The sequence below is a fragment of the Mycobacterium sp. OAE908 genome, from assembly GCF_017872775.1.
Taxonomy (GTDB): Bacteria; Actinomycetota; Actinomycetes; order Mycobacteriales; family Mycobacteriaceae; genus Mycobacterium.
Map to the genome: position 1 here is coordinate 1,008,324 of NZ_JAGGJL010000001.1, position 14,270 is coordinate 1,022,593.

A 14,270-nucleotide genomic window follows, 5' to 3' on the forward strand; every position below is an offset into this window, starting at 1 on the left:
GTACTTTCTGGTACCGAGGCTGGTACAGGGTAGTACCGGAACCCGGGCGAGAGGCAGCGTCGATGTCACAACCAGTGGAAACAGTGGACGTCTTGATCGTCGGAGCGGGGTTGTCGGGCGTCGGCGCCGCCTGCCAGCTGCGCCGCGAGTGCCCCGACAAGTCAGTGGTCGTACTGGAGGCCCGCGACGCCATCGGCGGCACCTGGGACCTGTTCCGCTACCCCGGCATCCGGTCGGACTCCGATATGTTCACGCTCGGCTACCGGTTCTCACCGTGGACCGATCCGAAAGCCATCGCCGACGGGCCCAGTATCCTGCGCTACATCCATGACACCGCCCAGAGGTACGGCGTCGACAAGCTGATCCGAACCAATCACCGTGTGGTCAACGCCAGTTGGGACAGCGATGACGCGCGCTGGACCGTCGACGTGCATCGCACAGACACCGACGAGCGGCGCACGATCAGCTGCTCGTTCCTGTACGTCTGCACCGGCTACTACCGCTACGACGAAGGGTTCAGCCCGACTTTCCCTGGTGTGCAAGGCTTTCGCGGTCCGGTGATCCATCCGCAGCACTGGCCGGAAGACCTCGACTACCGCGGCAAGCGCATCGTGGTGATCGGCAGCGGCGCGACCGCGGTGACACTGGTGCCCTCGCTCGCCGAAGAGGCTGCGCACGTGACGATGCTGCAGCGTTCACCGACATACGTCGCATCGCGGCCCGCCAGCGACCCGATCGCCGACTGGCTGCGGGCACGGCTGCCGCAGCAGCTTGCCTACGCGATTGTGCGGTGGAAGAACGCATTACAGGCAATCGCGATCTTCAACCTGAGCCGCCGTCGGCCCGAGATGATGAAGTCGATGCTGCGCAAGGACGCGATCAGGCGACTGCCCGAGGGCTACGCCGTCGACACGCATTTCGCCCCGACCTACAACCCGTGGGATCAGCGGATGTGTTTGGTGCCCGACGGTGATTTGTTCACCGCCATCAGCGAGGGCCGCGCATCCGTCGTCACCGACCAGATAGACACCTTCACCGAAACCGGCATCCGGTTACAGTCCGGCGCCGAGCTCGAGGCCGACATCGTGGTCAGCGCAACAGGATTGAACCTGCTCGCCATCGGCGGGATGCAGCTGGAGGTCGACGGACGCATCGTCGACTTGTCAAACACGGTGTCCTACAAGGGAATGATGCTCTCCGGTGTGCCGAACTTCGCGTGGACAATCGGCTACACCAATGCATCGTGGACGCTGAAGGCCGATCTGGTCGCCGAGTATGTGTGCCGACTGCTCAAGCACATGGACACAGCAGGCTACGCATCGGTCACACCTGACGCGGCGGGCACCACAGCCGCCGGCCCCTTCCTGGATCTGGCGTCGGGCTACGTCAAGCGCAGCCTCGCCGAACTTCCCAAGCAGGGCGATCGGGCGCCATGGCGACTGCACCAGAACTACGTCAAGGACGTGCGACTGCTACGTCGCGGCCCGATCGATGACGCCGTCGTATTCGCACCGGCCGTCTCAGCACGGGTCAGGAGCATGGCGTGATGCGGGTGGTCGACTAGTCGGTCTGATCGCGCGGCGTCAGCAGCGCAATCGAGGCGTCCACCGCTTCCTCGGTGATGTCGCTCATCTGGCCACCTTCTTCGACGGTGATCGCGGCTAGTTCGCGGAGGCCACCGAGCAGCATGATGATGCGTTGACGGGAAACGGGAGCGATGCCGGCGGCGCGGAATTCGTCGGTGCCGCCGAGTGCCTGCACCATTTCGATGAAGTTCTCGGTCGCGTCGCGCTGCAACCGGCGCGCAGCCTCGCCGAGCGACGGCACGTCGCGAAACCAGCTGAGCATCAGCGGGGACCGGGATTCGCCCGTGGAGATCCAGGCCTCGATCGCCTGCCGCACCTGGGTTCGCCATGGCGCGTGGGGGTCGACGGCCGCTGCTATCTGCCGAACCTGCGCGTTGTTTGCATCGTGAAGCAATGCGACGAAGCAGGCTTCCTTGGTGTCGAAGTGCTCGTAGAACGTGCGCCGCGACGTGCGCGCGCGCCGCACGATGTCGGCGACGGTCGTGCGCGAGTAGCCGTCCTCGGCAACCGATGCTTCGAGCGCGTCGAGCAGGCGCTGGCGGAAGTTGCTCTTCTCCTCGCCTGCGCGTTGTCCCGCCGTCTTGGCTGCGGTCACCGGCTCGCCCTCATCTCGCAGCCATCGTACGGCGGCCGCGCGTCAGCGCTGCGGGATCAGCATTTCAGGCCGACGTGAACTGTCGTGGTGGTCTGCATGTTGGGCACCCCGGTCAGCGGGTTGCCTGTGGGCGCCTGCCGCGTCTGAACCGGCCGAACCGATTCGACCGTGCACTGGCTGATCGGTCCCGAGCCCACCTTGTTGACGATGACCTGGCTGCCCTGAGCCTGCAGGCGCGCGATGGTCTCAACGGCTGACGACGGGCCGGCAGGCGCCGCGCCGGCGGTAGCAGAGCCAAGCGTCAGCGATCCGGCCAAGCCGCCCAGCATGATTGCCGACGCCGCAGCAATGCGTTTGGAATTCATTGTGTTTCTCCAATCAAAGTTGTTGTGACACTTCGAGATTAAGAACGCCCGGCGCGGGTCGGCAATAAAGTCATAGACCACACATAGAAACGCGACGTGATCGGGGACACGTCTTTATGCGTTGTCTATGAATTCCTTGTCGCTGTGCGTATTCCGCGAATAGCTTCGATGAAGGCAACGCCGCCACACAGCTCGCACCGCTCGACGCGGACGTAATGCGCTGGGCTCTAATTCTTCTCACGCTTTGCCAGCGAACGCACCGACAGCGCTGCGCGACCGAACAAAGGAGACTCCGATTCTGCAACTTCGCGAAGCTCAACCCCGCGCCGAAGAACCGGCACCCACATGGCGGGACCGCGCCCGGCCGCTACTTCGGTATGACCTACCGGCGTCGCTTGTGGTGTTTCTGGTCGCGTTGCCGCTTTCCCTCGGCATTGCGGTGGCCTCTGACGCCCCCGTGCTGGCCGGACTGATCGCCGCCGTCGTCGGCGGCATCGTCGCCGGGGCGCTGGGTGGCTCGCCGCTGCAAGTCAGCGGCCCTGCGGCCGGACTGACCGTCATCGTCGCCGGGCTGGTCAGCGAATTCGGCTGGGCGGTCACGTGCGCAATCACCGTGTGCGCAGGCATTCTTCAGGTCATCTTCGGGATGAGCGGTGTCGCTCGGTCCGCGCTGGCGATCTCCCCTGTCGTCGTGCACGCGATGCTCGCAGGCATCGGCATCACCATCGCGCTCCAGCAGGTACATGTGCTGCTCGGCGGCGAGTCACACAGCTCGGCGTGGAACAACGTCACCGACCTGCCGTCGCAGTTGCTGACCGTCGAGCCCGCCGGTCTGTTCCTCGGCGTGCTCGTGATCGCCGTGATGGTGGCGTGGCGGTGGGTGCGGGGCCCGCTGTCGAAGGTGCCCGGCCCGCTCGTCGCGATCGTCACCGCGACGCTGGTCTCGGTTGCGCTACCGATCGACGTGGCCCGCATCCAGATCGACGGCTCGCTCCTGGATGCGCTCCAACTCCCCGCACTGCCCGACGGCAAGTGGGGCGCGTTCGCCACCGGTGTGCTCACCGTCGCGCTGATCGCGAGCGTCGAAAGCCTGCTCTCGGCGGTGTCGGTCGACAAGATGCACCGCGGGACGCGCACCGACTTCAACCGCGAACTGGTCGGCCAGGGCGCAGCGAACATCGCCTCGGGCGCTATCGGAGGCCTGCCCGTCACGGGCGTCATCGTGCGCAGCACGGCCAACGTCACCGCCGGTGCCCGCACCCGCGCCTCGACGATCATGCACGGCGTCTGGGTATTGATGTTCGCAGTGCCGTTCGCGGGCCTGGCCCGCCAGATCCCAAGCGCGGCACTGGCCGGGCTGCTCATCGTGATCGGCGTGCAACTGGTCAAGCGCGCACACATCGAAACCGCCCGCCGAACCGGCGACATCGCGGTCTACCTCGTGACGATCCTCAGCGTCGTCTTCCTCAATCTGCTGGAAGGCGTGCTGCTGGGGCTGGCGCTCGCGGTGATGCTGACGGTGTGGCGGGTCATTCGGGTCCGGCTGCGCGCCGAGCAGATCAGCGCCGACGAGTGGCGGGTCGTCGTCGAAGGCTCGTGCACGTTCCTCTCGCTGCCCCGGTTGACCGCCACCCTGGCGTCCGTTCCGCCCGCGACCAGGGTGACGCTCGAGCTGACCGTCGACTTTCTGGATCACGCCGCACACGAGGCGATCGCCCAGTGGCGCCAGCAGCATCAGGCATCCGGCGGATCGGTTCACATCCACGACGTCGGCGCCCTGGAAGTCGGCACCACGGTCGACGGTCCACCTGCCCGGGCGTTCGCACCGATCGACAAGCGTGTCGGTGTAATGCCATGGAACTCTTGGCAACACGGCGAAGCGGACGGTTCACGGCGCCACAATGGACAGAGCCGGTCGGTGCTCACCGGGCTGGCGGTCTACCACCGGCGAACTGCCCCGCTGCTCAGACCGCACATGCGCGAACTGGCGCACGGCCAGCGCCCGGAAACATTGTTCATCACCTGCGCTGACTCCCGCGTGGTGCCCAACGTGATCACCAGCAGCGGGCCCGGCGACCTGTTCACCGTGCGCAATGTCGGCAACCTGGTGCCTGCGGGCGACGGCGATGCGTCCACCCAGGCCGCGATCGCGTTTGCCGTCGGAAAACTGGCGGTCTCCTCGATTGTGGTCTGCGGGCACTCCGGTTGCGGCGCGATGAACGCACTGATCACACCCGGCGCAGGCAGTCCCACCGACGCCTATCTGCGGCCGTGGCTGGCCAATGGCCAACCCACGCTGACGGCATTCGCAGATGGCACGCATCCGGTGGCGCAGTCAGCCGCCGAAGCCGGCTTCGACACCGTCGACCAACTCAGCATGGTGAACGTCGCGGTGCAGGTCGAGACGCTGTTGCGGCATCCGCTGGTTGCCGAGGCACATCGACAGGGCCGCGTCGAAGTGCTCGGACTGTTCTATGACATCGCCAGCGCGCGGGCGCTGCAGGTGACGCCCACGTATGTGCTGCCGTTCGAGGTCCACGAGAGCGTGTAACGGTTAGCTGGTCGAGGTCGGCGCTGGCGCGAGGTTGCGCGCCAGCGCCGGCCTCGTTGACCTACGCCGTGGCGTTACAGGCGACATCCACGTAGACGGCGGTGTGCCGCGTCGGGTCCAGTTGGCGGCCATGCGCGTCGATATTGGAGTCACGCAACCCGTGCACGCCGGTCGTAATGCATTGCGATAGAGGCCCGTTCGGTGCCGAGTTGAGATGCACAGTGTAGCCCTGCTCCTGCAGCCAGTCGACGGTCTCAGTGGCCGGCCAGCCGCCGGTGGGCGAGGCAGCCGCGACGGGGGCGAGTCCAATCGCAGCAGAAGCCGCCACACCGACAGCTATCGCGAAGATCTTCATTGTTCTCCTTTGTCCGTATTGCATTGCCAGACAACACATGTCGTCTACATCCGATCATGACCGCACGTGTCGGGCTTGTCGCCGAACTCATCGCGAACTCATATGTCTATGGAAAGGGCTGTGCAGCAAGGTGATTACCGCCACATCAGGACGGCACCTTAGAAAAGGCTATGAATTCCGTGACAACGGTCTGTGCAGTCCGCACGATGGGTGTATGACACCGCCGTCCGCGCCTGCGCCCAACCGTCCACGTCAGGCCATCCTCGGTCAGCTGCCCCGCATTGAGCGCCTGGATGGCTCACCGATCCGCGTCCTGCTGGTGGACGACGAGCCCGCGTTGACGAACTTGGTCAAGATGGCACTGCACTACGAGGGATGGACCGTGGACGTGGCGCACGGAGGTCGCGAGGCGGTCGCCAAATTCGACGAGCTGGGCCCCGACGTCCTCGTACTCGACATCATGCTGCCCGACGTCGACGGCCTGCAGATCCTGCGGCGGGTTCGCGAAGCCGAAACCTATACGCCGACCTTGTTTCTCACCGCGCGTGATTCGGTGTCCGACCGTGTCATCGGACTCACCGCCGGCGCTGACGACTACATGACCAAGCCGTTCAGCCTGGAGGAACTGGTCGCCAGGCTGCGCGGTCTACTCCGGCGGACCAGCTACCAGGAAGCCGTCCACGGCGAGCAACTCAAGGTCGGCGACCTGGTGTTGTCCGAAGCCAGCCGTGAGGTCACCCGGGCGGGCGAGCCCATCTCGTTGACAGCGACCGAGTTCGAGCTGCTGCGCTACCTGATGCGCAACCCACGGCGTGCGCTGAGCCGGGCCGAGATCCTGGAGCGGGTCTGGAATTACGGGTTCGACGGGCGATCGAGCATCGTCGACCTCTACATCTCCTATCTCCGCAAGAAGATCGACGCGCGGCACGAGCCGATGCTGCACACGGTTCGCGGCGTCGGCTACATGTTGCGCCCGCCTCGATGAGACCCGCGCACGGCGGGCGCCGGTGGTGGCCGCGCTCGGTGCGCCAGCAATTGGTGCTGGGCGTTTCGGCGGTCGTCTCCGTTGTGTTGTTGACCGTCGGGGTGGCGTCGGTGCTGATCCTGCGTACGTTCGTGACCAACATGACCGATACAGCGGTTGCGACTTCACTTGGGGCGCTTGATCATTCAATCGCAAAGCTGGACAGCAAGCAGGCCGCGGTCACCGACGAGGCAATCAAGCACTTCACCGGTCACGCGCCGGGAAGTTTCGTCGCCGTCGTGCGCGACGGCACCCTGATCGCCTCGGCAGTGTTTTCGGAGGGTGAACCACAGTCCGCGCCGCCCGACGTCATTGCGGCGATCGAGGCCGAAGCGTGGCACGGCGGGCCGCCGCGCACGGTCAAGCTGGCGAGCCTTGGCAAATACCGGGTGCAGAGCACCATATCCGCGGCGGGCAACACGCTCGTGGTGGGAACGTCGATGGCCCCGGCCAACGAGGCGGTAGCCCGCAAGGTCGCGACGACGGTGGTCCTGATAGGCGCCGCACTGATAGTCACATGCGCGGGAACAGCTTTGGTGGTCCGGTATGCGCTTCGGCCATTGCGCCGCGTCGCAGCGACGGCAGCCAATGTCGCTGCCCAACCCCTCACATTGGACGCCCACCGGATCACCGCCAGGGTGCGCTACGCCGATCCGGACAATGAAGTGGGCGTGGTGGGCGACACGCTGAACCGGTTACTCGAGAACGTCGATGCGGCACTGGTCCATCGCGCCGAATCCGACCGCAGGACAAGGCAATTCCTCACCGACGCCAGCCATGAACTGCGCACACCATTGGCCGCAATCCGGGGCTACGCCGAACTCACCCGCCAGGACAGCGCTGACCTGCCGCCGACGAGCGAGTACGCGTTGGCGGGCATAGAGACTGCGGCACACCGGATGACCCGGCTGGTCGACGAACTGCTGCTGCTCTCCAGGCTCGACGAAGCTCAGGACCTGGAGACCGAAGACGTGGACCTGGTCGATGTGACCATGCAAGCGGTGAACGACGCCGTCGTCTCGGGGCCCGGCCACCGATGGTTGACCGACCTACCCGAGCGCCCGGTGTGGGTGCGTGGGGACCACGCCCGGCTGCATCAGCTGGTGAGCAATCTGCTGACGAACGCACGCGTGCACACGCCGGCCGGGGTGACGGTGACCACGAAGATCATGCACGGCGCGAATGCCGACGGTCCCTACGCCGAACTGACGGTCAGCGATGACGGGCCGGGAATCGACCATGAACTTCTGCCGCACCTGTTCGAGAGATTCGTACGTGCGGACGAGGCACGGTCGCGCCAGTTGGGTAGCACGGGACTTGGCCTGGCGATCGTGTTGTCGATCGTCGAAGCACACCATGGCTCGGTGACCGTTGAATCCGACGATGAGCGAACCTCATTTCGGGTCCGCATTCCCACAATCGGTGACTCCGCCGCGTGGTGGCCAGGGCCGGGATCGAACCGGCGACCTTCCGCTTTTCAGGCGGACGCTCATACCAACTGAGCTACCTGGCCGGAAGGCACCCAACTCGCCCAAGTGCCTCGCCATGACTGGCGACCCTGACGGGACTTGAACCCGCGACCTCCGCCGTGACAGGGCGGCGCGCTAACCAACTGCGCCACAGGGCCTTGCTTTGCGACTCCATCGTACGAGGCGCCGCGTGTACCCCCTACGGGATTCGAACCCGCGCTACCGCCTTGAAAGGGCGGCGTCCTAGGCCGCTAGACGAAGGGGGCCAGCCGAATCTCTCCGGGGTACTCCCAACGCTGTGACGCTGGGAGCCTCGATAGCTTAGGGTACCGGGACCCCAATCCTCAAACGAGATGCCCTCAGGGACGCAGTATCCTGTTCACTCGTCGCCCCTATAGCTCAGTTGGTAGAGCTACGGACTTTTAATCCGCAGGTCGCAGGTTCGAGCCCTGCTGGGGGCACCACGCGTCGGACTACGCAGTTCGCGCCGTGGCGATGTCGTCGGCCAGCGGTGCGACGGCGCCGATGATCTTGCCGACGATCTCCTGGGGTACCCCGGCGGCCGACAGGCTGTCGGTCAGGTGCCCTGCGACCAGATTGAAGTGGTCCATCGTGATGCCGCGGCCCTGGTGCACCTGGCGCATCGGCGCCCCGGTGTAGGGCTCCGGCCCGCCGAGCGCCGCGGCGAAGAACTCCGCCTGCTTGCCTTTCAGCCGCGCCATGTTCGTGCCGGTGAAGAACCCGGCCAGCTCGTCATCGGCCAGCACCCGGTCGTAGAAATCGGCGACAACCGCTTCGAGTGCCTCGGCGCCACCGATCTGCTCGTAAATGCTTGTCATGCCGATCCAGGAAACGCGCGACCGATTGCCGCCGTGTTGCCCTCCAATAGCGGCGGCGCTAACAACGCCTCACACCGCTAGTCACCCTTCTTGTGGCCGTTGCCATTTCCGTTGCCGCCGCGCTTCTTCGGTGGTGGCGGCTGCTCCACCTGAACCGGTGTGGTCGTCGGCGGTGGGGGCGGCACGAAAGACGGTGTCGGTGCGGGAACCGACGTGCTGGTGCTGGCCGGCTCCGGGATCCCCGGGGTCGACGTCGAGTCGACGATGAACGCGACCGCGGCGATCAACACTGCAATCACGGCCGCCGCCGCGCCCAGGTACCACCGCGACGGCCTGCTGCGCCGCGGCGCCACCACCATCGTCGTCGGGTCGGGCAGCGGAGCGGCCAGCACGCGCGTCGCAGGCCGCACGGGCGGGCCTGCCGGGCCCGTCAGCGCCGCCCGCATCTCGTCGGCACTGCCGAACCGCCACGCCGGGTCCCGCGTCATCGCCCGTTCGATCATGGCTGCCAGCGCGGGGTCCACGTCGGGACGCAGCGCGGTCAGCGGCGCCGGCGCACCGTCGCAGATGGCACGGGCCAACTCGGCCAGGTTTTCCTGGGGGAAAGCCCGACGGCCCGTCAACGCCTCATAGCCGACGACACCGACGGCGTAGAGGTCGTCGGCGACGGAGGCAGGCCTGCCCGCGATCCGGTCGGGCGACAGATACGCCATCGTGCCGACGATCTGACCCGTCGCCGTGTGGGCGCTTGCCGCGCTCTTGGCGATACCGAAGTCGGCGAGCTTGGCGTGGCCCGACGGCGAGAACAGGATGTTGGCCGGCTTGATATCGCGGTGCAGGATGCCCGCGGCGTGCGCTGCCGCCAGCGCTGAGAGCACCTCGGCGAGGATCGAGCGCACCTGGGGTTGCGGTAGCGGTCCCCGGGCAATCACATCGGCCAGCGTCTGCTCGGACAGCCGTTCCATCACGATGTACGGCATGCCGGCGTGCTCGCCGCTGTCGTGGACGGACACGATGTGCGGATGGTTGAGCGCGGCGGCCGCACGGGCCTCCACCTCGAAGCGCATCCGGTTGTCCGGCTGCGAAGTGAACACCGGGTACAGCAGTTTGATCGCGACCGGACGGTCGAGCCGGATATCCCAGCCGTCGCGGACCTCCGCCATACCGCCGCGCCCAAGCACGCCGCGCAGTTCGTAGCGGCCGCCAAGCACTTCTGGCGCCTGCATAGGCTAAAACTAGCCGGTCTACACCGGCGTCAAACCACCCCTAGGCGCCGCTGCGCGGTGCGGGGACCGCGATCGGCGCAGGAGTGGCGAGCATCTCGACCGCGTCGGCAAGCCCCTCGGCGATGGTCTCGATGACATGCATACCGAAAGTAAACGGTGTGGTCAGCACGGTCAGGGGCGACGGCGGCGGTGGGTAAGCGTCCGTCACGTTCGTCGCTGACGCGGTCGGGGGCGCGGACAGCCCGATGACCACCGCGGCGAGCAATGACATCACCGCGCAGCCGACAGACCGCGTCACACGAAACACAAGTGAATCGTGCCCCATAAATCGCTCCAGGCATAGCGAAAAACGCCGAATGTTACCGGGCTGGCACGGTCGGCACCACAGAAGTGCCCGGCCAGCAGCCCAACGGGCTGATATGGGCCTCCCGCGCAGCGTCCAGGCACTTGCTCACCAGCACGTTGGGATCGTTGGAAACCGAAGCGGCCAGAACCTCGTTGGCCTTCGCCTCGGCGGCGGCGGTCTTCGCCCGCTGTTCGGCCACCCGGGTGTTGGCCTTCTCGACGTTCAGCGCATTGATGCGCGACTGGGTGGCTTCGTCGTAATTGACCAGCGGCACAATCACATTGATGATCTCGATCTGCGCGCCGACCTTTGCCCGTAGCTTGTCGGCCACCTTGTCGCCAAGCGCCTGCACGTTGGCGCCGTCGGAGTTCTCAGGAGCCAGCGGATCGAAGTCGGCGAACACCTCGTTGAGGGCGGCCCTCAGCTCGCGGGTGACGAGGTTGTCACGGACGTTTTCGAAGTCGCGGTAGTCCAGGAACAGCTCATCGGCGGCCGCCGGCTGGATGCGCCAGCGCACGCTGTTGTCGACGAAGGCCGTCGAATTGTTGCCCAACCGGACCGTCGTCGCCGCGTCTCCAGTGTGGTTGTCGATCTGAATGGTGCCGTTCATCTCGGTCACCGACTGCCACGGCGCCTTGACGTGCAGGCCGTTGGTCAGCGTGCCGCTGGGCCTGCCGAATGTCGTCACAACGCCGATGTTGCGGGTGGAGACGATCGTCGTCGAGCCGAGGATCAGCACGAAGACCAGCAGGCCACCGGCGATCACCGCGGTCCGCGTCGCCCAGCTACTGGCCGCCTCGCTTTTCGACGTGGCCCGCATCAGCAGGGCGATCACGGTGACGATGACGAGCAGTATCGCCATAAACACTTGCCAAGGCACTTGGGGCCTTCCTTTTCGCAGGGGGAAACGTCCGCCGAATCGTATGATCAAAGGCGATGCTCTTCCAGCAAGTTCACAGGTCGTTTTGGCGGCGGCACCCGATATTCACCGGCGCGGGACTGGTGTTGGCGCTCTGGTGGCTGTACCTCGGCGCCTATTACGCGCTGGCCGTGACGGCCGTCATCGGCTTGCTGATCTTCGTGGCGAGGCGGAGGCGGGCGCTGGCCATCCGCGATGCGGGTTTGCGGGCGCGCGCCGAATTCGAGCATCGGCTGAGCCTGGCCGGTGATCCTCGCGGCGTCTTCGGCCGCTACCCGCCCGTACAGCCAGGCTGGTTTCCGGATCCCCAAAACCGTTCGCAGCTAAGGTATTTCGACGGCGCACTGTGGACGCCGTACGCGCGGCCGCGCTAGACGACGGGGCAGTAATGCATGCCGTTGTCGCGGTGCCCTACCGGCGGCAGATTGCGGGCAGGCGTGTGCACCAGTGGCGCGTCGGCAGGAAGGCGGCCCGTCGCACGATCCCACCCCGCGCGCGCCCTAGGGTGATAACGGCGACGCTTCGGCAGCAGCTTGAAGGACAAGTTCACCAGCCTGCCGAACAGCCAGTGCAATCGCTCATCGCGTGCCGACCACGTATAGCCCATCAATTCGCGGACCGCGGGATCGTAGAGACCGACAGTCACCCAAACAGCAAAGGGCCCAAGGACTTTCAGCTGCAGCTTCCACAGCCAATCCGGGATCCACTGCAGCGACGGGTGTTTGGGCATGGTCGACAGGTCGAGTACCTCGCGTGCCGCGAAGTTGTTTTCCAATACGTTGCGGCACATGTGATCCCAGTAGGCCTGGAAGTCTTCCCATGTCTTGGGCACCGGCCGCATACTCATTCCGTACATTGAGTACCAGGTGATGTGCTCGTCGAACAACTGCCGCTTCTGCTCCTCGGTCAAACCGTCACCGAAGCGTTCGGCCGTCAGAATCGTGCCCATGAAGAACGTCGAGTGCGCCCAATAGAACACGTCGGGATTCAGCGCGCTGTACCTGCGACCCTGGGCGTCGACGCCCTTGATGCCGACGTGATAGTCGCGTACCTCGGCGCCGGTCTGCGGCGCCCGGTCACCGTCGAAGACCACACCCCCGATCGGGTACAGCGACCGCAGCAGTCGTGGCATGCGCTCTGAGAAGAAGATCGAATGCTGCTCGACGGCGGCGCCCAATTGGGGATGCATGTTCTGCATCGAACCCGCCCACGGCCCCTGCAGCAGACCGCGCCAGTCGCCGAACAACTGCCAGGTCAACGAGTCCGGCCCGAGCGGAGCAGGCACGGCGGAATACCCGCCCGCGGAAACGGGACAGCCTGGCGCCGCAGAGGGGGATCCGGTGGTCTCCGGGCACACCTCAGACGTATCTTGAGTCACTGGTGATCTTCCGATCGGAGTCAGTGGCATTTCTGACTACGGGCGTTGTCACCACAGAGCTTAGGGAGTGAAGTGCCGTCCAGTCAACGACGCGGCCGATGGTCAGGCGTTCCGCTGCAGGACCGCCAGGTCTTGCGCCGCGACGAACTGATCAGCGCCGGAGTCGACTTGTTGGGCGGCCCCGCCGGTCCGGCCTTGACGGTGCGGGCGGTCTGCCGTGCCGCGGGCTTGACCGAGCGGTACTTCTACGAGAGCTTCGCCGACCGCGACGACTTCGTCCGCGCCGTTTACGACGACGTGTGCACGAGGGCGATGTCCACGCTGATGACCGCCGAAACCCCGCGCGACGCCGTCGAGCGCTTCGTCGCACTGATGGTCGACGACCCGTCGCGCGGCCGGGTGCTGCTGCTGGCGCCAGGCGTCGAACCCGTGCTCACCCGCTCGGGCGCCGAATGGATGCCCAACTTCATCGACCTGCTGCAGCGAAAGCTGACCCGCATCACCGATCCGGCCGTCCAGGCCATGGTGGCCACCGGCCTGATCGGTGCCTTGACGGCGTTGTTCACCGCCTACTTGGACGGCCGGCTGGCCGCGACGCGGGAGCAGTTCATCGACTATTGCGTCGACATGCTGCTGAGCCGAGTTTCGAGCTACTGACCGCTATTGGTCGGGAGTGCTGACCTCGGCCAGCTGGGCTTCCTCTTCGGCGGCAGCCTGGTCAGCTGCGGCCTTGGCCTCGCGACCCTCCGGGCTGGCCAGCGAGGCGCCGGGGTTGGTCGCCGTCGCGTATCCGCCGTTGCAGTTCAGGTAGAACTGCACCTGGCTGTCGTAGTGTGCGCCGTCATTGGCAGAGATGAACGGTGCTGTCTGCGAACGGGTTACCAGGCAGTCGTCCTGTGAGAGCTTGTCGCCGACGCGGCCTGCGACGACCACCGTCTGGCCGGCATCACTGGCCGCCGAGGAAGCGTCCGCGTAGGTCTGCCCCGCATAATCGTCCGCCGCAGCCACACCCGTGCCGAACAGCGCCATCGAGGCTGATGCGGCGACGGCCGCGGCGGCCGAGAGAACGATAGACTTCTTCACTGAGCTCGACCTCCGAAATATCGTAGAAATTCCTGGGAAAAACTGTTATTTCCGGAGTCTATTGCGTGGCCCGCGTCACCGCTACCGCGCGCGTCAGCGTCAGCCCGCTTCTTGCGCTATCAGCGCCTGACGACCTTCTGGGCTGGCCGCGGATGGCCCCGCCGATCCAGCCGAAGCGACCGCGGCATTGCAGTTCAGTGCCACCCAGACCTCGTCGGGACCGGGCGCCTGCCTCGGCTGATCGACGCTCGGTTTGGCCCATGCGTTGGTGACGATGCACTTGTCGATATCGGCCGATCCGCCGGTGCGTGTCGCGATGACGACCGCCGCCCCCTGGCCCTGGATGGTGTTCTTGGCGTCCTTGTACGTCTGGCCGACGACATCCGGGACCGCGGCGGTGGCTGCTCCCGCGCCGATCGAGATGGTTGCTGCAACCCCGACGGCAGCGCCGAACAGAACAGTGAGAGTCTTCATGAGAGCCCGACCTCCGAGTCGTCAAAGTGGCTGCGGTAGGAAATCACGGGCTCCCCAATA

At 65.8% G+C, this 14,270-nt stretch carries 15 protein-coding genes, 4 tRNA genes and 1 pseudogene; 7 read left to right on the forward strand and 13 right to left on the reverse strand.

From position 1 onward, the window contains the following. The first annotated feature begins 62 nt into the window (after positions 1-62). Positions 63-1,547 carry an NAD(P)/FAD-dependent oxidoreductase gene (locus tag J3E61_RS04800; protein WP_210082800.1) on the forward strand — a complete coding sequence of 495 codons (1,485 nt, stop codon included), beginning with the start codon at positions 63-65 and terminating at the stop codon, positions 1,545-1,547. Between the two features lie 13 nt (positions 1,548-1,560). On the opposite strand, the gene J3E61_RS04805 is transcribed toward J3E61_RS04800, so the two are convergent. Then, complete coding sequence (locus J3E61_RS04805) at positions 1,561-2,181, reverse strand: TetR family transcriptional regulator (RefSeq protein ID WP_192724147.1); 621 nt, start codon at positions 2,179-2,181, stop codon at positions 1,561-1,563. A 56-nt stretch (positions 2,182-2,237) separates the two neighbouring features. Further along, positions 2,238-2,546, reverse strand: a complete 309-nt coding sequence (locus J3E61_RS04810; RefSeq protein ID WP_210082801.1) for a hypothetical protein — start codon at positions 2,544-2,546, stop codon at positions 2,238-2,240. A gap of 295 nt (positions 2,547-2,841) precedes the next feature. Between J3E61_RS04810 and J3E61_RS04815 the strand changes: the two genes are divergently transcribed. Further along, on the forward strand, positions 2,842-5,097 hold the full coding sequence (locus J3E61_RS04815; RefSeq protein WP_210085433.1) for a bifunctional SulP family inorganic anion transporter/carbonic anhydrase: 2,256 nt from the start codon (positions 2,842-2,844) through the stop codon (positions 5,095-5,097). Between the two features lie 61 nt (positions 5,098-5,158). Here the strand turns inward: J3E61_RS04815 and J3E61_RS04820 are convergent, their stop codons facing one another. Then, the gene (locus J3E61_RS04820; RefSeq protein WP_210082802.1) at positions 5,159-5,452 is read right to left on the reverse strand and encodes a PepSY domain-containing protein; all 294 of its coding nucleotides are present in this window, start codon (positions 5,450-5,452) and stop codon (positions 5,159-5,161) included. A gap of 214 nt (positions 5,453-5,666) precedes the next feature. Between J3E61_RS04820 and J3E61_RS04825 the strand changes: the two genes are divergently transcribed. Together J3E61_RS04825 and J3E61_RS04830 are read left to right on the forward strand one after the other, a co-directional pair. Next, on the forward strand, positions 5,667-6,437 hold the full coding sequence (locus J3E61_RS04825; RefSeq protein WP_192724150.1) for a winged helix-turn-helix domain-containing protein: 771 nt from the start codon (positions 5,667-5,669) through the stop codon (positions 6,435-6,437). Next, positions 6,434-7,897: pseudogene (locus J3E61_RS04830) on the forward strand (HAMP domain-containing protein); the annotation flags it as partial. The gene J3E61_RS04825 and the pseudogene J3E61_RS04830, both read left to right, overlap by 4 nt. Positions 7,898-7,912: 15 nt before the next feature. On the opposite strand, the gene J3E61_RS04835 reads toward J3E61_RS04830, so the two are convergent. The 3 genes from J3E61_RS04835 to J3E61_RS04845 all read right to left on the reverse strand — a co-directional run bounded on the left by J3E61_RS04835 (position 7,913) and on the right by J3E61_RS04845 (position 8,211). Continuing rightward, positions 7,913-7,989 (reverse strand) — tRNA-Phe (locus J3E61_RS04835). Positions 7,990-8,026: 37 nt separating this feature from the next. Continuing rightward, positions 8,027-8,103, reverse strand: a tRNA-Asp gene (locus J3E61_RS04840). 35 nt (positions 8,104-8,138) lie between these two features. Continuing rightward, a tRNA-Glu gene (locus J3E61_RS04845) sits at positions 8,139-8,211 on the reverse strand. 122 nt (positions 8,212-8,333) lie between these two features. Between J3E61_RS04845 and J3E61_RS04850 the strand changes: the two genes are divergently transcribed. Further along, positions 8,334-8,409 (forward strand) — tRNA-Lys (locus J3E61_RS04850). A 9-nt stretch (positions 8,410-8,418) separates the two neighbouring features. On the opposite strand, the gene J3E61_RS04855 is transcribed toward J3E61_RS04850, so the two are convergent. The 4 genes from J3E61_RS04855 to J3E61_RS04870 form a co-directional block, all read right to left on the reverse strand. Further along, positions 8,419-8,784, reverse strand: coding sequence for a group 1 truncated hemoglobin (locus J3E61_RS04855; protein ID WP_210082803.1), 366 nt, complete (start codon positions 8,782-8,784; stop codon positions 8,419-8,421). 77 nt (positions 8,785-8,861) lie between these two features. After that, a complete protein-coding gene (locus tag J3E61_RS04860; RefSeq protein ID WP_192724152.1) occupies positions 8,862-10,010 on the reverse strand; it encodes a protein kinase in 1,149 nt (382 codons plus the stop codon). 40 nt (positions 10,011-10,050) lie between these two features. Then, positions 10,051-10,308, reverse strand: a complete 258-nt coding sequence (locus tag J3E61_RS04865; protein WP_192724153.1) for a hypothetical protein — start codon at positions 10,306-10,308, stop codon at positions 10,051-10,053. Between the two features lie 61 nt (positions 10,309-10,369). After that, positions 10,370-11,218 carry an SPFH domain-containing protein gene (locus J3E61_RS04870; protein WP_210082804.1) on the reverse strand — a complete coding sequence of 283 codons (849 nt, stop codon included), beginning with the start codon at positions 11,216-11,218 and terminating at the stop codon, positions 10,370-10,372. Between the two features lie 74 nt (positions 11,219-11,292). Here J3E61_RS04870 and J3E61_RS04875 point away from each other — a divergent pair, with 74 nt between their 5' ends. Continuing rightward, positions 11,293-11,649 (forward strand): DUF2510 domain-containing protein, encoded by a 357-nt coding sequence (locus J3E61_RS04875; RefSeq protein ID WP_210082805.1) that lies wholly within the window; start codon positions 11,293-11,295, stop codon positions 11,647-11,649. Here J3E61_RS04875 and J3E61_RS04880 read toward each other — a convergent pair. Continuing rightward, complete coding sequence (locus J3E61_RS04880) at positions 11,646-12,653, reverse strand: DUF2236 domain-containing protein (protein ID WP_210082806.1); 1,008 nt, start codon at positions 12,651-12,653, stop codon at positions 11,646-11,648. The two genes, J3E61_RS04875 and J3E61_RS04880, sit on opposite strands and share 4 nt — an antisense overlap. Positions 12,654-12,725: 72 nt before the next feature. Between J3E61_RS04880 and J3E61_RS04885 the strand changes: the two genes are divergently transcribed. Then, positions 12,726-13,310, forward strand: coding sequence for a TetR/AcrR family transcriptional regulator (locus tag J3E61_RS04885; RefSeq protein WP_210082807.1), 585 nt, complete (start codon positions 12,726-12,728; stop codon positions 13,308-13,310). 3 nt (positions 13,311-13,313) lie between these two features. On the opposite strand, the gene J3E61_RS04890 is transcribed toward J3E61_RS04885, so the two are convergent. Next, positions 13,314-13,736: a hypothetical protein gene (locus tag J3E61_RS04890; RefSeq protein ID WP_192724158.1), complete on the reverse strand. Its 423-nt coding sequence runs from the start codon at positions 13,734-13,736 to the stop codon at positions 13,314-13,316. A 99-nt stretch (positions 13,737-13,835) separates the two neighbouring features. After that, positions 13,836-14,210 (reverse strand): hypothetical protein, encoded by a 375-nt coding sequence (locus J3E61_RS04895; protein ID WP_210082808.1) that lies wholly within the window; start codon positions 14,208-14,210, stop codon positions 13,836-13,838. Between the last annotated feature and the right edge of the window lie 60 nt (positions 14,211-14,270).